The following is an 18,909-nucleotide window of genomic DNA, read 5'->3' on the forward strand; positions in this document are numbered from 1 at the left end:
GCGGCGACATCAGGACCACAGCCCTGATCCCGGTCCGGGATCACAGTCTGGACAATTCCAGATTTGATCGAACGCCACCTATCAACTGATGCACTTAATCACGAACGGCATTCAGCTCTCGCGCTGGCGCAGTGCCCGTGCCTGGGCGATGGCATCGATGAGCAGATCACCGGTCACCGGCTTGCGCAGGAAACCGTCGAAACCGCCCTGCAGCACCTGCTGTTCGGCGTAGGCATCCGACCGTGCCGTCACGGCGATCAGCGGCAACTCATAGCCCATTGCGCGCAACTGGCCGGCGATGGCGATGCCATCCAATGCCGGCAGGTCCAGATCGAGCAGGCCGACATCGAAGCGGCCGGCAGCCACTTCCGACAACGCGGCCAACCCATGCAGCACGTGCACCACCTCGTGGCCACGCGCCTGCAGCAGGCCGGCGATCACATCGGCCACGGTCGGGTCGTCTTCCACCAGCAGCAACCGCAAGGGCGGCAATTGGATACGCGCGGCATCGGACGCGTGGCTGGCGACGGTGCCCTGCTGCTGGGTCCACGGCAGCGGCAACTGCACGCTGAAACGCGCGCCGTGGCCCAGCCGGCTGTCGATATCGATACGCCCGCCCATCGCCACCGCCAGTTCCTGGCAGATCGCCAGGCCCAGCCCGCTTCCGCCATAGCGCGATGCCGTCCGTGGGCCATCGGCCTGTTCGAAGCGATGGAACAGGCGCTGCTGCTGGTCGGTGTTGATGCCTGGCCCGGTGTCGGCCACCTCGAAAATGATGCCCATGCCGCCATTGATCAGTTCCGCGCCCAGGCTTACGTGCCCGCGCTCGGTGAACTTGATCGCATTGCCCAGCAGGTTCATCAGGATCTGCCGCACGCGCATTTCGTCGCCGCTGACCAGGATCGGACCGGGCAGATTGAAGCTGCGCTCGAACGCCAGGCCACGGTGGTGCGCCATCGGCTCCATCAGCGCCTGTACCTGGGCCAGCATCGACATCAGGTCGAACGGGCGGATGTCCAGTTCCAGCCGCCCGGCTTCGATCCGGGCCAGGTCCAGCGCATCGTTGACCAGCCGCAGCAGGTGGGTGCCGGCATGCTGGATCGAGGCCGCATAGCCGCGCTGCAGTTCATCCAGCGGCGTGGCCAGCAGCAGTTCGCTCATGCCCAGCACACCGGTCATCGGCGTGCGCACCTCGTGGCCCAGGGTGGCCAGGAACTGGCTTTTGGCCTGCGATGCCTGCTCTGCGATCTGCTGCTTGTGCACGGTCAGCTGCCATTGCTGGCGACGGCGCAGGCGCGCGCGTGCCACGTACGCCACCACCGCCACCAGCAGCAGCCACAGCAGCAGGTACGCCAGGATCGCCCAGCTGCTGCGCCACCACGGCGGCAGCACTTCCACGCTGAGCGTGCGCGAGGGCGTCCACTGCCCCTGCGGCGTGGCCGCCTGCACGTCGATGGCATAGTGGCCCGAGGGCAGGCGCGACAGCAGGCGTTCGCCATCGGCGGCCTGCATCACCCAGTTCTGGTCGTAGCCGGAGACGCGGTAGCGATAGCGGTTGCCCTGCGGATTGGCGTAAGACAGCAGCCGTGCGCTGATGATCAGGTCGCGGTCCTGCGGGCCCAGCACGATCGGTGCATCCGGGGGCAGCGACTGCTGGCCTTCGGCGTCGTCGCGGCGTACCTGCACGTTGTCGATCACCAGCTGCGAGGGCGGCAGCGGCACATCGGGGGCATCTGGATCGAAGCCGACCAGCCCGGTGGCGGTCACCGCCAGCATGCGCCCGTTGGCCGCACGCACCGGCGGCCGGCCACTGAACTCCACGTCGGGCAGCCCGTCGCGCTCACCATAGACACGCAACCGGCGCTGCGCGCCATCCCAGCGCACCAGCCCGCGCGGCGTGGTGGCCCAGACCTGGCCCTGACGACCGGTGACCACCCCGCCCATCGATACCGCCGGCAGGCCCTGCGCAGCGCCCACCCGCTCGCGCAGGGTCATGCTCAGCCCGTCCCAGCCGTACCGCTCCAGCGCGCCGTTGCGTGCCAGCCAGAGCTCGTTCGGACTGGTCCAGGTGAGGTCGTAGATGCTGCCGCGGGAAATGCCCGGGACCTGCTCGAAGCGGTCTTCGGTCCAACGCAGCAGGCCCATGCCGCCCATGATCCAGAGCTGTCCGCGCGGGTCGAACAGCATCTGCTCGACCGGGTTCTCGGTCAGCCCGCGGCCTTCTTCGATGCGGATGGTGTCCAGCAGGTTGCCCTGCGCATCGCGCCGCTGGATGCCAAGGCTCATGACCGACATCCACAACTCACCATTGGGGGCCTGACGGATCAGGTCGATGCGCTGGCGCACGTCCGACCCGCCCCCGATCTTCCACTCGCGCAGCTGACCGGTGCGCGGCTGGTAGAGGCCCAGCCGCCCGCCCCGGCCGATCCACAGCGCGCCGTCGGCACGCGGCAGCACCGACCAGATGGCGCCCACGCCCAGCTGCCTGTCATCGGCGATCTGGCGTAGGGTGCCCTGCGCGTCCAGCCGGTAGATGCCGTGCGCACCGCCGATGTAGAAATCGTCGCCGGCCGCGGCGGCGCTCAGCAGGTACACACTGTCCAGCGGCTTGCCGTCGAGCTGGTACCAGGTGGAAAAGCGCTTCCACCCCGGCGGCAGATAGGCCAGCCCCTGGGTCAGCATGGCGACCCACAGCCCCCCTTCGTGGTCCTGCAGCATGTCCAGCACACCGCTGCGCGCGGTCAGGAAGCCGCTGCCGGCATCACCGGCCAGCAGGTGCACCGCGGCTTCGTCGCCGCGGTACAGGCCATCGGCCGTGCCCAGCCAGTAGCCGCCGTTGCGATCGTGGATGACGGTGGCCGCACGTACGTCGGCACTGAGCGTCCACGGTGCCTTGCGCACGCTGCCATCGGCGCCGATGCGGAACAAACCGCCTTCGGTGCCGGCCCACACGGTGCCATCAGGTTCGCGGGTCAGCCGGAACACGCTCTTGCCGCCAAGCAGCGCCGGTGCGACGCGATGGAAGCGCTGCCCGTCCCAGCGCGCCACGCCGCTGCCGGTGCCGATCCACACATGCCCGTTCGGGTCCGCCAGGAGGGTGTAGATGGTGTCATCGGGCAGGCTGTCGGGGTCGTTGGGATCGGCGTGGTACTGCACCAGGCTGCCGTCTTCCCCCCGCCGGCAGATACCGTGCCGGTTGGTGCCGATCCACAGCGACTTGGCCGCATAGGCCAGCGACCAGAACTGGCCATCACAGCGGGCATTGAGGTCGGTGAAATGCTGGAAAGCCGCGCGCCCGGGGGCCAGCATGCTGAGGCCGACGCCGTTCACCCCCACCCAGACCCGGTCCATCGGGTCCACCAGCAGGGTTTCCACTTCGTTGCCGGGAATCGAGCCGGGGTCGGCCGGGTCATGCCGCCACACGCGCAGGCCCACGCCATCCACGCGCGCCAGGCCGTCGTCGGTGGCCGCCCAGATGTACCCCTGGCGATCCTGTGCGAGCGCCAGCACCATGCGCGACGGCATGCCGTCGGCAGCACCGAGGCGGCGCATGCGCGGCGTTTCTGCCGATGCTCCTGCCGTTGTTCCTGCGGCCCATGCCGCCACCGGCACCAGGCACAATGCCAGGACCAGCAGCACGATGCCCGCGCAGCAGCCACGCGTCCCCATCGCCATCCAGATCTCCCTGTAGCCGCTGATTGTCCCACAGCCCCTGCGGCCGCGCGCGGGCCGACGCAGCCTCGGGACCGCCGCCGACGGAAAGTTGCACCACGATCTGTTGCAGCCATGACACTGCTGCCGGTGACGGTGCTGTGCGTATGATCGGCCCTGACCTTCCCGGAGCCCGGCCATGATCCTGCGCCTGACCCTCGCCCTGCTGCTGTGCACCGCCCCCTGGGCAGCGCAGGCCGCGCCCGATACCTACCGGCTGGATCCGGTCCACACCCGCGTGCTGTTTGCGGTGGAGCATGCCGGCTTCTCCCACGCGCTGGGCACAGTGTCCGGCAGCGAAGGGGTGCTGGTGTTCGATCCGCAGGACTGGCGGACCGCCACGCTCAGCGTGAGCGTGCCGCTCCAGCGGCTGGACCTGGGCGATGAAAAATGGAACACGGCCACGCTGGCGCGCAACCTGCTGGACGCCGAACGCTTCCCGCAGGCGCGGTTCGTCTCGACCCGGGTGGAGCCCATTGATGACACCCACGCCAACGTCATCGGCCAGCTGACCCTGCATGGCGTCACCGCCGAAGTCACCCTGGCGGTCACCCTCAATGCACTAAAGCGTCACCCGCTGCCGCCGTTCCGCCGCACCGCCGGGTTCTCCGCCACCGCCACGCTCAGCCGCAGTGCGTTCGGCGTATCTGGCTGGCCGTCGATGATCGGCGACACGGTGGCGCTGCGGATCGAAGCGGAGGCCGTTCGCGACAGAAATGCCGCCGATCCGGCCGACACCCCGCCGGTCGACGCCACGGGAACGCCGCCGCGCGACGACGCCCAGGTTCCATCCCCACCGCCGGTCGAGGAGACCACGCCATGACTGCCAAGAACACCGCGACCCGCTGGGGCGGCGTCAGCCAGACCCTGCATTGGGTGATCGCCCTGCTGATCCTGGCCATGGGCATCCTGGGCCTGACCATGGGCGAGTTCCCGAAGACGCCCAAGTACTTCTGGATCTATACCCTGCACAAGTCGGTGGGGATTACCGTACTGGCGCTGGTGGTGGCCCGGCTGGGCTGGCGCCTGTACGCCGGCGCCCCCGCCCCGGTGCCCGGCACGCCCACCTGGCAGGAACGCATCGCCTCGGCCACGCATTGGCTGCTGTACGTGCTGATGTTCGCCCTCCCGCTGTCGGGCTGGCTGTACGACTCGGCCAGCGGGTTGCGCCCGTTCCGCTGGTTCGGGCTGGTCGACGTACCCAAGCTCAGTGGCCCGGATGAACGCACCACCCAGCTCTCCCACGCCATCCACGAATGGGGCTTCTGGCTGCTCATCGCGGTCGTGCTGGCCCACGCCGGCGCGGCGCTTTACCACCATTTTTACCAACGCGATGCCACCCTTGCGCGCATGCTGCCGCAGCGCTGGCTTGCCTCCCCCCAGAAGGACTGACGATGACCATCAAGCTCACCTCTCCCGCCGCCGTAGCCGCCGCCTTGGCCGGCCTGATGGCCACCGCCCCGGTGCTGGCCGCCGATTATGTGCAGGCCCCCGGTTCGGTACTGGTGTTTGCCACCAAGTACGACGGCGAAGTGTTCACCGGCACCTTCCCGGGCTTCGATACCAAGCTCAGCTTCGACCCGGCCAAGCTGGAAGGATCCAAGCTGGAAGTGACCATCCCGCTGGCCGGTGCCAAGAGCGGCAACAGCGACCGCGACTCGACCCTGCAGGGCGCGGACTTCTTCAACGTCGGCAAGTTCGCCCAGGCCAAGTACAGCGCCACCACGTTCCGGGCGCTGGGCAACAACCAGTACGCCGCCGACGGCACCCTGGAACTGCGCGGGGTGAGCAAGCCGGTCACCCTCACCTTCACCTGGACCCCTGGTACGCAGCCGGTGCTGAGCGGCAAGGCGACGGTCAAGCGCCTGGACTTCGGCGTGGGCGGCGGCGACTGGGCCGACACCAAGACCATTCCGAACGAAACGGCGATCAGCACCAAGGTCGTACTGAAAGCAAAATAAGCCGCGCCGGCTACGGTAGAGCCGACCGTTGGTCGGCTCCTGTGACGATGATGCCTTCCGGTAGAGCCGACCGTTGGTCGGCTCCTGTGACGATGATGCCTTCCGGTAGAGCCGACCGTTGGTCGGCTGCCGCAACGATGATGCCACCCGCGCAGCCGACCAACGGTCCGCTCTACCGGCGCCAGGCGTCTACCGCCGCCACATCGAACGGCCAGTCCAGTTCCCGCCCCTGTGCATCGCGCAGCACCGGCACGCGCAGGCCGTAGCGGGCCTCCAGGGCGGCATCGTCGTCAACGAACACGCTCTCCAGGCCAGGCACCCGGGCCTGGGCCAGGACCGCCAGGGCCTGGTCGCACAGATGGCAGTCATCACGCTGGAACAAGGTAAACACCGGCCCACCCGCCTTGGGAAATGTTGCGCCGCACTCAAGGCTGGCGCCTGCGACAGCATAGAATAGTGCTCCATCCGATACCCGCAGTTTGGCAATCATGGCTGTCAGCACGTTCGACGTTTTCAAGATCGGCATTGGCCCGAGCTCCTCGCACACCGTGGGACCGATGAAGGCCGCCGAACGCTTCGTGCACCGCTGGTTGCTGGACCCGGGCCGCCTCCACGACGTGGTGCGGATTCGCGCCGACGTATACGGCTCGCTGGCCCTGACCGGGCGCGGGCACGGTACCGACAAGGCGGTGCTGCTCGGGCTGGAGGGCCAGCGCCCGAACCTGATCGACCCGGACATCATCCCCGAGACCCTCGAGCGCATCCGCGGCAGCAAGCGGATCCGCCTGATGGGCACCCACGAGATCGCCTTCGACGAGAAGCGCGACCTGGGCCTGAACAAGCGACAGAAGCTGCCGTACCACACCAACGGCATGCGCTTCACCGCTTATGACGCCGACGAACAGGTCATCGCCACGCGCGATTACTACTCGGTCGGCGGCGGCTTCGTGGTCAACCAGGACGATGCCGCCGACGACCGCATCGTGCCCGATGAAACCCCGCTGCCCTACCCGTTCAAGAGCGGCGACGAACTGCTGGCGCAGACCGCGCGCAGCGGGCTGAGCATCGCCCAGATGATGTTCGAGAACGAGAAGTGCTGGCGCAGCGAAGACGAGATCCGCGAGCAGCTGCGCGAGATCTGGAGTGCCATGCAGGCCTGCGTGGCCCGTGGCATCCGCCAGGAGGGCACCCTTCCGGGCGGCCTGCATGTGTCCCGTCGCGCCCCGGCGCTGTACCGCGAACTGTCGTCCAAGCCCGAAGCGGGCATGCGCGATCCGCTGACCACCCTGGACTGGGTGAATCTGTACGCGCTGGCGGTCAACGAAGAAAACGCCGCGGGTGGCCGCGTGGTCACCGCGCCGACCAACGGTGCGGCCGGCGTACTGCCGGCGGTGCTGCATTACTTCGACCGTTTCTGCCCCGGCGCCAATGAACAACGCATCTTCGACTTCCTGCTGACCTCGGCGGCCATCGGCATCCTGTACAAGGAAAACGCCTCGATCTCGGGCGCCGAAGTGGGCTGCCAGGGCGAAGTGGGCGTGGCCTGCTCGATGGCGGCCGGCGGCCTGGTCGCCGCGCTCGGCGGCAACCCCAGCCAGATCGAGAACGCGGCCGAAATCGGCATGGAGCACAACCTTGGCCTGACCTGCGACCCGATCGGCGGGCTGGTGCAGATTCCCTGCATCGAGCGCAACGCGATGGGCGCGGTGAAGGCGATCAATGCCAGCCGCATGGCCATGCGCGGCGACGGCAAGCACAAAGTCTCGCTGGACAAGGTCATCAAGACCATGCGCGACACCGGCCGCGACATGCAGGACAAGTACAAGGAAACCAGCCGCGGCGGGCTCGCGGTCAACGTCATCGAGTGCTGATCCACTGACCCGCCGGTAGAGCCGACCGTTGGTCGGCTGCTCGCATGCGCATCATCGGCACACCTGCACGACCGCTCCGGTACAGTCAGGCCTCCCCCCGTTCCGGAGACCGCCATGCGCATCCTGGCTGCCGCCCTGCTCGCCTGCCTGCCCCTGACCTCCCTTGCCGCCGACACCTACGGGCCCCGCCTGGAAGGCTTCGACTACCCGTGGCCGGTCAAGACCTTCGACCTTGAATCGCAGCGGCAGCCGCTGCAGATGGCCTACCTGGACGTTCCCCCGGCCGGCACCGCCGTGGCGGGCACGGTGGTGCTGCTGCACGGCAAGAACTTCTGCGCGGCCACCTGGAAAGACACCATCAGCGCACTCAGCGCGGCCGGCTACCGGGTAATCGCACCGGACCAGATCGGGTTCTGCAAATCCAGCAAGCCCGAGCGCTATCAGTATTCCTTCGGCCAACTGGCCGCCAATACCCATGCGCTGCTCGCCCACCTGGGCCTGGATGCGGCCCAGGTCGACCTGGTCGGCCATTCAATGGGCGGCATGCTGGCCGCGCGCTATGCGTTGATGTACCCGCAGCAGCTGCGCCGACTGGCGCTGGTCAACCCGATCGGACTGGAAGACTGGAAGGCCAAGGGTGTGCCGTGGCGCAGCATCGACGCATGGTATGCCGGCGAACTGAAGACCACCTTCGACAGCATCAAGAAGTACCAGCTGGACGTGTACTACAACGGCGACTGGACGCCGGCGTATGAGCAGTGGGCGCGCATGCAGTCGCGCATGTACGACGGCCCCGGCAAACAGGCGGTGGCCTGGAGCCAGGCACTGACCTCGGACATGGTGTTCAACCAGCCGGTGGTCCATGAACTGCCGGACATCCGCGTGCCCACTACGCTTTTCATCGGGCAGAAGGATCGCACCGCGATCGGCCGCGACCTGGCGCCGCCCGCGCTCAAGGCCACGCTGGGCGACTACCCGGCACTGGGCAAGGCCGCTGCCGCCGCCATCCCCGGTGCCACCCTGGTGCCCTTCGACGACCTGGGCCATTCGCCGCAGGTCCAGGCCCCCGCGCGGTTCAACGCCGCGTTGCTGAAGGCGCTGTCCAACGCCCCCTGACCACCGACGTAGAGCCGACCGTTGGTCGGCTGCCGTTCGCGCGATGTTGAGATCAAGAGCAGCCGACCAACGGTCGGCTCTACGCGCGGAATGCGCCAGCGTTGCAATGCTCCGTGTCACCGATACGCCCACCCCGGTAGAGCCGACCGTTGGTCGGCTGCCGTTCGCGCGATGCTGAGATCAGGAGCAGCCGACCAACGGTCGGCTCTACCGGTGGCGCACGATCGCCAGTACGTCATCCAGCAGCGCCGCCGCAGTGACGTCCGCGCCTGCGCCCGGCCCCTGGATCAGCAGCGGCTGGGTGGGGTACCGATCGCTGTGGATGGCCACGCGGTTGTCGGTCTGGCCGCCACCGGCCAACGCATGGCCCAGCGGCAGGATGCGCAGGCCGACCGTCGCGCCGTCATGGTCGAAGCCGCCGACGAAGCGCAGGCAGCCGCCCTGTTCCTGCGCCTGCTGCCAAAGCGACTGCAGCGGTGCATCCAGCAGCGACAGCTGCGCCAGCGCGGCGTCGGTCGGCAGCGCGGCGAGTGCGGCCGGCACCAGCGAGTTCACCGCCACCTGCTCGCCGCGCAGTGCGATGCCACTGGCCCGTGCCAGGATCAGCAGCTTGCGGCGCACGTCCTCACCGGACAGGTCCACGCGCGGATCGGGCTCGGTATACCCGGCACTGGCCGCTTCACGCACCCATTCTGAAAATGCGCGCTGGCCGTCATAGTGATGAAACAGCCAGGCCAACGAACCGGACAGCACGCCTTCCACGCGGTGGATGCGGTCGCCGCCGGCCACCAGCGCGCGCAGGCTGCTGAGCAGGGGCAACCCGGCACCGACCGTGGCGCTGTCACCGTACTGCGCGCCGCCGCCGACCCGCCCTTCGGTGATCGCCTGCGCCCGCGCCAGCTGCGCACCCTGGCCCAGCTTGTTGGCGGTCACCACGTGCACGCCACGCGCCAGCCATTGTTCGTGCCAGTTGGCCACGTCGTCGCTGGCCGTGGCATCCACCACCACGTCGCCCCGCTGCAGCCCTTCGGCTTCCGCCCACGGTTGCAGCGCCGGCACGCCGCGCGCCGCCAGGTTGGCCTGCTGCAGTTCGTGGTCCGGTGCGTGCGCGCAGGCACGGGCCGTGCGCGAGTTGGCCAGCCAGGAGAACGCCGGCAACGCCACGCCGCGCGCCTGCAGCGACTGATAGCGCTGTACGAATGCGGTGCCCACTGTGCCGGTGCCGAGCAGCGCCAGGCGGCGTGCCGGGGCGGCGTCAAGGCTCAATACGGCGCTCATGCGTCCACCTGTTTGCGCACCACGGCCGTGGCCTGCAGGTCGAGCACCGCCTGCGCGCGCTCCAGCCCGGCCTGCAGGTCGGCCACCAGGTCTTCCGGCGACTCGATGCCCACCGACAGGCGCAGCAGCCCTTCGCTGATGCCGGCATGCGCGCGCGCTTCGGGCGTCATCGCCGCGTGGGTCATGGTGGCCGGGTGCGCCACCAGGCTTTCAACCCCGCCCAGCGATTCGGCCAGGGTGAAACAGCGCAGGCCATCGACGAACGCGCGCACCGCCGCATGCGGATCATCGCCCGGGCAGGAAGCCAGTTCGAAGGACAGCATCGCGCCGAAGCCGTCCTGCTGGCGGGCGGCGATGGCATGGCCGGGGTGATCGGCCAGGCCCGGGTAGTAGACCTTGGCCACCGCATCGCTGGCGGCCAGCAGGTTGACCACCGCGGTGGTGTTTTCCTGGTGCGCGCGCAGGCGAGCGCCAAGGGTGCGCAGGCCGCGCAGGGTCAGGAACGCGTCGAACGGGGAGCCGGTCAGGCCCAGCGCGTTGGCCCACCACACTAGCTGTTCGTGCACGGCCGGGTCACGGGCGATCACCGCGCCGCCGACCACGTCGCTGTGGCCGTTGATGTACTTGGTGGTGGAGTGCAGCACCAGGTCCGCGCCGAACGCGATCGGCCGCTGCAGCGCCGGCGACAGGAAGGTGTTGTCCACCACTACCTTGGCCCCGGCCTTGTGCGCGGCATCGATGACGAAACGCAGGTCGGTGATGCGCAGCAGCGGGTTGGACGGGGTTTCCACCAGCACCAGCGTGGGCGACTGCGCCAGCGCGTCGGCCAGCGAGCGCGGGTCGGTGAGATCGGCGGTGATCAAGCCGAAGTGGCCTTTCTTCGCCAATGCGTTGAACAGGCGCCAGCTGCCGCCGTAGGCATCGTGCGGCACCACCAGCGTGTCACCGGGCTGCAGCAGCGCGTTGAGCACCAGGTTGATCGCGCCCATGCCGGTGGAGGTGATCACCCCGCCCGCGCCGCCTTCCAGCTCGGCCAGTGCTTCGCCCAGCAGGTCGCGGGTCGGGTTGCCGCTGCGGGTGTAGTCGTACTGACGCTTGTTGCCGAAGCCATCGAAGCTGAAATTGGAGGACAGCACGATCGGCGGGGTCACCGCGCCGTGGGCGGTATCGCGGTCGATGCCGGCGCGCACGGCGGCGGTGACACGGCTACAGGACGGCTCGGTACCGGTGGACTGGCTCATGCGGTTTCTCCCAGGGAACGGATGGCGTTGGCGAGGATCGCGTCGATGCGATCGGTTTCTTTGAGGAAGGCGTCGTGCCCGTAGGGCGAGCGCAGCACGCGCAGGCTGCCGCGCGGACCCAGCCCTTCCACCAGGCCAACGCAATCGGCCAGCGGCACCAGGCGGTCGCCTTCCACGGCCACCACGACGGTCGGCACCCGGATGGCGGCAGGGTCGACGCGGTGCAGGTCGATCGATTCGGACAAGCGCAGGTAGGCATCGACCGGGGTGCGCGCGGCGTACTGCGCGCCTGCGGCATCGAGGTAGTCTTCGGCCGCCACACGTACGCGGCCATTGACCACTTCCGGCGGCGCGTCGAAGCGCTCGCCGAATTCTTCCGGCGTGCGGTAGCTGAGCATCGCGAACTGGCGGGCCAGTACCAGCCCGTGGCTTTCAGCGCACTGCAGCTGGCCCAGCGCCACGGCACGGCGCTGCAGCGCACGCCACGCGGCGGCATACGGATGCGGGCGGTGCGCGCCGCTCACCGCCACCAGCTTGAGCAGGCGCTGGCGGTGGCGGATGGCGAACTGCTGCCCCACCAGCGCGCCGTAGGAGTAGCCCACAAAGCACTGCAGCTGGGGAATGCCAAGGTGATCGAGCAGCAACGCCAGCGCGTCGGCCTGGTCGGCGGTGTCGATCGGAAGGTCGAGGGCGCCATCGGCGCCGATGAAATCGAACGCCAGGATGCGCTGCACCGCCGGGTCCAGCGCGCGCCCCGCCGCGACCAGGCCTTCGGCCCAGCCCTTCTCCGGGAATTCGGCATTGGCGGCCACATGGCGATGCGCCGAGATGCCTCCGGCCAGCACCACCACCGGCGCATCGCCGCGGCCGACCAGTTCGTAGCGCAGCCGGACCGGGCGCGGACCGTTGTGGCGCATCGACAGCACGGCGGCGATTTCGCCGCGCACGGCGTGCAATCCCGCGTCGAGCGGAACGCTGACCGGGGCGAAAGTGTCGGTGGCAACAGCGGCGGCAGTGGCGAAACCCATGGCGGTATCCAAAGTAGGAAAACGGCCATCGAGCTTTCGCGGAGCTCGCGTTCGAAGTGCACGCACGGTGCACGGTTCGAACCATCTTTCGGAAGACGCCAACGGTCTCCGCAGGATTTGGCACCTACGCAGGTCGCTTGCGCGTCTGCGGGCTGCCCCGGCTTCAAAGGGCCTGTCCCTCTGCCGGTCTCGATGGTGGAGCCACGATGCCAGCCCTTTCCGGCCATGTCAATCCTTTCATCGGGATGAAGCGATATAGTTTTTCCTCATCAGGCGTGCGGCCCATGCCGGCGGCCGCTTTCCTGAATGAACCCGGGTGCGTACAGTCGCGGCCATCGTTACTGGATGCCTGCCATGCGCCCTACCCTGCTGCTGACCGTGCTCCTTGTGCCCCTGGGACTGCAGGCCGCCGCCGCGCCAGAGGGGGCGGGCTGGCGCGCCGGGTGGGGGCTGGTCGAGCAGGCTGCGACCCGCGCGCCTGCGGCCCCGGCCAAAGCAGGCATCGCCACGGTGAGGCTGGAAGGGGGCGGCAACCGCTGGCAGGCGCGGGTGGACAACCACCTGCCAGGGCCGGTGCAGGTGGCGCTGCGCCAGCCGGCCGGGGCGACCGCCCTGCCCGGGTTGCCGCTGCAGACCGTCCTGGCGGGCTCGGCCAGCGTGGTGGTGAGCCGCCTGCAGCTGCCCGGCGACGTGCCGCGTCTGGACGTGCTGCTGGACGCCGTGCCCGGTGACCCGGCCGCCAACCCGCAGGACGTGGCCTACGCGCTGCCGTTCGACGCCCGGGGCTTTCAGGTCAGCCAGGCCCCGCAGGGCCGCTTCAGCCATACCGATGCCGAGAACCGCGATGCCATCGACTTCGCCCTCCCCGAGGGCACCCCGGTGCTGGCCGCGCGGGCCGGCCGGGTGATGCAGGTGCAGGGCACCTTCGCTGACCACGGCCTGGACCCGCAGCGCGACCGTGACCGGGCCAACTTCATCCGGATCCTGCACGAGGACGGCAGCATGGCGGTGTACGCCCATCTGCAGGCCAACGGCGTGCTGGTGCGGAGCGGCCAGTGGGTGGACGCCGGGCAGCGCATCGGGCTGTCGGGCAACACCGGCTACAGCACCGCCCCGCACCTTCACTTCGTGGTGCAGGCCAACAGCGGCATGCAGTTGCGCTCGGTGCCGGTGCGCATCGTGACCCCGCAGGGCGAGCTGCACTTCGCCCGTGCGTCCGCCGCCAGCGGCACCACCGGGAAGCCCTGACCCCGGCCGCCGCCCACCCCCGCTATACTGGGCGGCTTATCTCCATGAAAAGCGCCCCGGGCGGGCGCGTCACGCCATGTCCGAAGTCGCTACCGAAGCTGCGCGCCGTCGTACCTTCGCCATCATTTCCCATCCTGACGCCGGCAAGACCACGCTGACCGAAAAGCTGCTGCTGTTCGGCGGTGCGATCCAGATGGCCGGCTCGGTGAAGGGCCGCAAGGCCGCCCGCCACGCTACCTCCGACTGGATGGCGCTGGAAAAGGAGCGCGGGATCTCGGTCACCTCCTCGGTGATGCAGTTCCCGTACGAAGGCAAGATCGTCAACCTGCTCGACACCCCCGGCCACGCCGACTTCGGCGAGGACACCTACCGCGTGCTCACCGCAGTGGACTCGGCGCTGATGGTGATCGACGTGGCCAAGGGCGTGGAAGAGCGCACCATCAAGCTGATGGAAGTGTGCCGGCTGCGCGACACGCCGATCATGACCTTCATCAACAAGCTGGACCGCGAAGGCAAGGAGCCGATCGACCTGCTGGACGAAGTGGAGAGCGTGCTGGGCATCCAGTGCGCCCCGGTGACCTGGCCGATCGGCATGGGCCAGCGCCTGAAGGGCGTGGTCCACCTGATCAGCGGCGAAGTGCACCTGTACGAGCAGGGCCGCAACTTCACCCGCCAGGATTCGACCATTTTCCCGTCGATCGATTCGCCTGGCCTGGCCGAGAAGATCGGCGAGCGCATGCTGGCCGACCTGCGCGACGAACTGGAACTGGTGCAGGGCGCCAGCCATCCGTTCGACCTGGAGGCCTACCTGGCCGGCAAGCAGACCCCGGTGTTCTTCGGTTCGGGCGTGAACAACTTCGGCGTGCAGCCGCTGCTGGACTTCTTCGTCGAGCACGCGCCGTCGCCGCAGCCGCGCGCCACCACCGGCCGGGTGATCGCCCCGCAGGAAAACAAGCTGACCGGTTTTGTGTTCAAGATCCAGGCCAACATGGACCCGCAGCACCGCGACCGCGTGGCCTTCATGCGGGTGTGTTCGGGGCGTTTCGTGGCCGGCATGAAGACCTTCCACGTGCGCACCGGCAAGGAGATGAAGCTGGCCAACGCGCTGACCTTCATGGCCAGCGACCGCGAGATCGCCGCCGAGGCGTGGCCGGGCGATGTGATCGGCATCCACAACCACGGGACGATCTCCATCGGTGACACCTTCACCGAAGGCGAAGCGGTGAGCTTCACCGGCATTCCGAACTTCGCCCCGGAACTGTTCCGTCGCGCACGCCTGCGCGATCCGCTGAAGCTCAAGCAGCTGCAGAAGGGCCTGGCGCAGCTGTCCGAAGAGGGCGCCACCCAGTTCTTCCGCCCGCTGATGAGCAACGATTTGATCCTGGGCGCGGTGGGTGTGCTGCAGTTCGACGTGGCGGCCTACCGCCTGAAGGACGAGTACGGGGTGGAAGCCACCTTCGAGCCGGTGAGCGTGACCACGGCGCGCTGGGTGAGCTGCAGCAACGAGAAGAAGCTGGAGGAGTTCCGCGAGAAGAACGCGGGCAACCTGAGCATCGATGCGGCCGGCCACCTGGTGTACCTCGCGCCGACCCGGGTCAACCTGCAGTTGGCGCAGGAGCGCGCGCCGGACGTGCGGTTCGCGGCCACGCGCGAGGCGGCACACAGCATTTCGGTGTCCTGAGACACCGGCTGAACAGGCACGCGTGCATGCGCGTGCCAACGCGGCGATGATAGGGGGGAGCGGGTCCCCCTCCCCGCACTGTCGATGGCCATGACCACTGTTGCTTCCGTTCGTGAAGAAATCGCCAGCGCCCTGACCCACGGGTTGGGCGCGGTTGCCGCGCTCGCCGCCAGTGCGGTGCTGATAACCCTTGCCGCCATCTACGGCGACGGCTGGCAGTTGGCCAGCGCGATCGTGTTCGGGGTGGCGCTGTTGCTGCTGTATACGGCATCTACGCTGTACCACGCGATCCAGCACCCGGTGGCGAAGGGGCGGTTGAAGGTGTTCGACCATTGCGCGATCTATGTGTTGATCGCCGGTACGTATACGCCGTTCACGCTGATCGGCCTGCGCGGCGGTCCGTGGGGCTGGGGGATGTTCACGGCGATCTGGGCGCTTGCACTGGCCGGGGTGATTTTCAAGCTGTTCTTTACCGGCCGCTTCAAGCTGCTGTCGACGATCATCTACATCGCGATGGGCTGGATGGTGATGGTGGCGATCAAGCCGATGTGGGCATCGATCGACGGCTGGACGCTGGGCTGGCTGTTGGCCGGCGGTCTGTCCTATACGTTGGGCACCTATTTCTACCACCGCGAGTCGATCCGCTATTCGCACGCGATCTGGCATCTGTTCGTGATCGGCGGCAGTGTCTGCCATTTCGTTGCGGTTACTGCGCAGATTCTTTAGAGGTTGTTTGTTTTTTTCGGCAACTTTTTCAGGTCAAGGTCAAGGTCAACTGCTGAAGCCGGTTGGCCGGTGCTGTCGGGCTGGGTCGGGGCGGGTGGGTTGGCCGGACACGCCGTGAATCCATCCCTGGAGGCTCGTGGGCGCCATCCATGGCGCCCAACGGTCCCGCCAACCCACCCGCCCCGACCCCTGACAGTTTTTCGGGCCTCTTGGTGAAAGCGGTGGAGCGGAGCTGAGCTATTGCCCCGCCACACACCCTTCCCAATACCCCAAACGCCCAAATCCCCGCCCCAGAATCGACGGCCCACACACCTCGGCATCCATCAAGATCAGCCACCGATGGAAGATCAGCCACCCATGGGGTGGCTCTACGCCTGGCATACCGGGGTCTGTCGGGGTGTGGCGCGGGTGGTTTTACGGGACCGTTGGGCGCCATGGATGGCGCTCACGAGCTTACAGGGGTGAGGGCGCATTGCTTGCGAGGCACTGCCTCGCATGCGTCCGAACGCACAGCCGCCAACGGCTGGGCCGGGCCGCGGAGCGGGACTTGCAGCGTGTCCCGCAGACCCACCCGCGCCGCGCCAACCAGCCAAACCCTCAGCCAAAGGCCGTTGAAGTTGCAGTTGCAGTTGCAGTCGCAGTTGCCGTGGCTGTTGCTCTTGCTGCTGCTCTAAAAGCTTCTAAAAAAAGACCGCACCCTGACACCATCCTTACCAATGCTTCGCACCCCCTGCACGATGAACAGGCAAGGATGGAGCACGTGAACACTGTCGACTCCCCTGCCCCATCCCCCGTGTCGCGCCGCCGGCGCTGGCGTCGTCCTGGCAAACGTGGACAGCGTTGGCTCGCCATCCTCGTCTTCCTTTTCGCAGGGGTCCTCCTGCTGATCGCGCTGTGGGACTGGAACTGGTTCAAAGGCCCCGTCGAACGCGCCGTCCAGGCCAAAACCGGGCGCGAGTTCCATATCAATGGAGACCTCGACGTCGACCTCGGCCGCACCACCACCGTCCGCGCCGATCGCCTCACCTTCGCCAACGCCAGCTGGGCCAAGACCCCGCAGATGGCCAGCGCCGACCGCGCGGAAATCGCCATCCGCGTCTGGCCCCTGCTGCGCGGCCAGGTCCATATCCCAGAAGTCCGCCTCACCCGCCCCGATCTCCTGCTCGAAACCGGTCCCGGCAAGGACACCCCCGGCAACTGGGATTTCCTCGGCCCGTCAACCGGCAACCCGCCGCAGTTGCAGCGCCTGCTGATCGATGATGGCCGGCTGAAGTTCCTCGATGCCGCCGGACGCACCGACGTCCTGGTCGCCCTCAACAGCGGTAAACCGCGCAGCGCAGACAGCGCACCGCCCCTGCTGGTCAACGGCAAGGGGCGCTGGAAAGGCAACCCGTTCACCCTCGACGGCAGCACCGAATCGCCGCTCGAACTGACCAACAGCGACCACCCGTTCCGCATCCATCTGGACGGCCGCGCCGGCGGCACCCATGCCATCGCCAGCGGCACCCTGACCAACCCCTTCGCGCTGCGTACCTTCGATCTTGAACTGATGCTCAGTGGCCAGGACATGGAAGACCTGTTCCCGCTGATCGGCGTGGCCATGCCCTCCACGCCGCCGTACCGCCTGAAGGGCCGGCTCAAGCGCAACAACGACATCTGGCGCTATGAGAATTTCACCGGTACCGCCGGCGACAGCGACCTGGGCGGCACCGCGCAGATCGACGTGGGCGGCGAGCGGCCGTTCCTGAAGGCCGACCTGGTGTCCAAGCGCCTGGACTTCGATGATCTGGCCGGCTTCATTGGTGCGCCCCCGAAGACCGGCGCCGGCGAAACCGCCAACGCCGAACAGAAGGCCAAGGCCGCCGCGCTCGCCACGCGCGCCAAGGTCCTGCCGGACACCCCGTACAACCTGACCAAACTGCGCGCGATGGATGCCGACGTGCGCTGGAAGGCCCAGCGCATCAACTCGCCGGTGCTGCCGCTGGACGACATGGACGCGCACCTCAAACTGGACGGCGGCCTCCTGCGCCTGGAACCGCTCAACTTCGGCGTGGCCGGCGGCGACATCCGCAGCACCATCCGCATGGACGCGCGCAAGGACACCATTTCCACGCAGCTGCAGGCCAGCCTGCGCAAGATCCAGCTGGGCAAACTGATGCCCGATTCCAAGCTTGCCGAACAGGCGTCGGGCGGTATCAGCGGCGACCTTGCCCTGGCCGGCACCGGCAACTCCGTCGCGGCCATGCTGGGCAGTTCCGATGGCAATGTCGCTCTTGGCATTGGCCGTGGCCATGTCGGCAACCTGGTCATGGAGCTGGCCGGGCTGGATGTGGCCGAGTCGCTGAAATTCCTGTTCACCGGCGACAAGCAGATTCCGCTGCGCTGCGCGTTCGGTGATTTCGGCGTGGCCAACGGGGTGATGACCTCGCGCGCGCTTGCCTTTGATACCACCGACACGCTGATCGTCGGCGAGGGCACCGTGGACCTCAAACAGGAACGGCTGGACCTGCTGCTGCGCCCGCGGCCGAAGGACATCAGCATCCTCGCCCTGCGCTCGCCGCTGCGCATCGGCGGCAGCTTCAAGGACCCCTCGTTCCGCCCGGACTTCAAGGCGCTCGGCATCCGCGGTGCGATCGCGCTGACACTGGGCAGCATCGCCCCGCCCGCCGCGCTGCTGGCCACCATTGAAACCGGCCCGGGCAAGGATTCGAACTGTGGTGGTCGTTACGCGAAGTGAGTGCGGCCAGAGGTCAGCGTACCGACCAACGGTCGGTACCTACCGGGAGCGGTGTGCGTGCATCGCGACATCCTGATCGCGCACCGCGAACGCACAGGATCGGTGCGCGTGTATCGCGCGACCGGACTACGCACAAGGTAGTGTCGACCGGTGGTCGACACGCTCCGCCCCTCTTCCAACCGCGCGCTCGAGAACTGTCCAGAGCCCGTGGGAAGGCCGGTGCAGGACCGTTGGGCGGCATGGATGCCGCCCACGAGCCCCCACACGGATGGGTTCACGGCGTGTCCTGCACCGGCGCCTGACCCATGGGC

14 protein-coding genes and 1 riboswitch are annotated in these 18,909 nt (G+C 68.0%); of the genes, 9 read left to right on the top strand and 5 right to left on the bottom strand.

Annotation, left to right across the window (positions count from 1 at the left end; all coding sequences use genetic code 11):
- Positions 1-111: 111 nt before the first annotated feature.
- Positions 112-3,552: an ATP-binding protein gene (locus tag GQ674_RS14095; protein ID WP_236546086.1), complete on the bottom strand. Its 3,441-nt coding sequence runs from the start codon at positions 3,550-3,552 to the stop codon at positions 112-114.
- Between the two features lie 298 nt (positions 3,553-3,850).
- On the opposite strand from GQ674_RS14095, the gene GQ674_RS14100 reads away from it, so the two are divergent.
- Genes GQ674_RS14100 through GQ674_RS14110 form a run of 3 tightly spaced genes read left to right on the top strand, consistent with a single transcriptional unit; the run spans position 3,851 to position 5,672 of the window.
- Positions 3,851-4,534: a YceI family protein gene (locus GQ674_RS14100; RefSeq protein WP_159497577.1), complete on the top strand. Its 684-nt coding sequence runs from the start codon at positions 3,851-3,853 to the stop codon at positions 4,532-4,534.
- A complete protein-coding gene (locus tag GQ674_RS14105; RefSeq protein ID WP_128097170.1) occupies positions 4,531-5,103 on the top strand; it encodes a cytochrome b in 573 nt (190 codons plus the stop codon). Before GQ674_RS14100 ends, GQ674_RS14105 begins: the two co-directional genes overlap by 4 nt.
- Before the next feature lie 2 nt (positions 5,104-5,105).
- Complete coding sequence (locus tag GQ674_RS14110; RefSeq protein WP_159497578.1) at positions 5,106-5,672, top strand: YceI family protein; 567 nt, start codon at positions 5,106-5,108, stop codon at positions 5,670-5,672.
- Positions 5,673-5,844: 172 nt separating this feature from the next.
- Here GQ674_RS14110 and GQ674_RS14115 read toward each other — a convergent pair whose 3' ends face one another.
- Positions 5,845-6,063 (bottom strand): glutaredoxin family protein, encoded by a 219-nt coding sequence (locus GQ674_RS14115; RefSeq protein WP_236546087.1) that lies wholly within the window; start codon positions 6,061-6,063, stop codon positions 5,845-5,847.
- A gap of 97 nt (positions 6,064-6,160) precedes the next feature.
- On the opposite strand from GQ674_RS14115, the gene GQ674_RS14120 reads away from it, so the two are divergent.
- The gene (locus GQ674_RS14120; RefSeq protein ID WP_159497579.1) at positions 6,161-7,543 is read left to right on the top strand and encodes an L-serine ammonia-lyase; all 1,383 of its coding nucleotides are present in this window, start codon (positions 6,161-6,163) and stop codon (positions 7,541-7,543) included.
- Between the two features lie 114 nt (positions 7,544-7,657).
- Positions 7,658-8,659 carry an alpha/beta hydrolase gene (locus GQ674_RS14125; protein ID WP_159497580.1) on the top strand — a complete coding sequence of 334 codons (1,002 nt, stop codon included), beginning with the start codon at positions 7,658-7,660 and terminating at the stop codon, positions 8,657-8,659.
- Positions 8,660-8,866: 207 nt separating this feature from the next.
- Here GQ674_RS14125 and GQ674_RS14130 read toward each other — a convergent pair whose 3' ends face one another.
- Genes GQ674_RS14130 through GQ674_RS14140 form a run of 3 tightly spaced genes read right to left on the bottom strand, consistent with a single transcriptional unit; the run spans position 8,867 to position 12,206 of the window.
- Positions 8,867-9,937, bottom strand: coding sequence for a homoserine dehydrogenase (locus tag GQ674_RS14130; RefSeq protein ID WP_159497581.1), 1,071 nt, complete (start codon positions 9,935-9,937; stop codon positions 8,867-8,869).
- On the bottom strand, positions 9,934-11,178 hold the full coding sequence (locus tag GQ674_RS14135; RefSeq protein ID WP_159497582.1) for an O-succinylhomoserine (thiol)-lyase: 1,245 nt from the start codon (positions 11,176-11,178) through the stop codon (positions 9,934-9,936). The genes GQ674_RS14130 and GQ674_RS14135 overlap by 4 nt, the downstream gene beginning before the upstream one ends.
- A complete protein-coding gene (locus GQ674_RS14140) occupies positions 11,175-12,206 on the bottom strand; it encodes a homoserine O-succinyltransferase (protein WP_137191633.1) in 1,032 nt (343 codons plus the stop codon). Before GQ674_RS14140 ends, GQ674_RS14135 begins: the two co-directional genes overlap by 4 nt.
- A 78-nt stretch (positions 12,207-12,284) precedes the next feature.
- Positions 12,285-12,405: riboswitch (SAM riboswitch) on the bottom strand.
- A gap of 155 nt (positions 12,406-12,560) precedes the next feature.
- Here GQ674_RS14140 and GQ674_RS14145 point away from each other — a divergent pair.
- The 4 genes from GQ674_RS14145 (at position 12,561) to GQ674_RS14160 (ending at position 18,598) form a co-directional block, all read left to right on the top strand.
- Positions 12,561-13,454 (top strand): M23 family metallopeptidase, encoded by an 894-nt coding sequence (locus GQ674_RS14145; protein WP_159497583.1) that lies wholly within the window; start codon positions 12,561-12,563, stop codon positions 13,452-13,454.
- A 76-nt stretch (positions 13,455-13,530) separates the two neighbouring features.
- On the top strand, positions 13,531-15,135 hold the full coding sequence (locus GQ674_RS14150) for a peptide chain release factor 3 (RefSeq protein ID WP_159497584.1): 1,605 nt from the start codon (positions 13,531-13,533) through the stop codon (positions 15,133-15,135).
- An 84-nt stretch (positions 15,136-15,219) separates the two neighbouring features.
- Positions 15,220-15,861: a hemolysin III family protein gene (locus GQ674_RS14155; RefSeq protein WP_137191636.1), complete on the top strand. Its 642-nt coding sequence runs from the start codon at positions 15,220-15,222 to the stop codon at positions 15,859-15,861.
- A gap of 751 nt (positions 15,862-16,612) precedes the next feature.
- On the top strand, positions 16,613-18,598 hold the full coding sequence (locus tag GQ674_RS14160) for an AsmA family protein (RefSeq protein ID WP_159497585.1): 1,986 nt from the start codon (positions 16,613-16,615) through the stop codon (positions 18,596-18,598).
- Positions 18,599-18,909: the final 311 nt, after the last annotated feature.

The organism is Stenotrophomonas sp. 364 (assembly GCF_009832905.1).
Classification (GTDB): Bacteria; Pseudomonadota; Gammaproteobacteria; order Xanthomonadales; family Xanthomonadaceae; genus Stenotrophomonas; species Stenotrophomonas maltophilia_AP.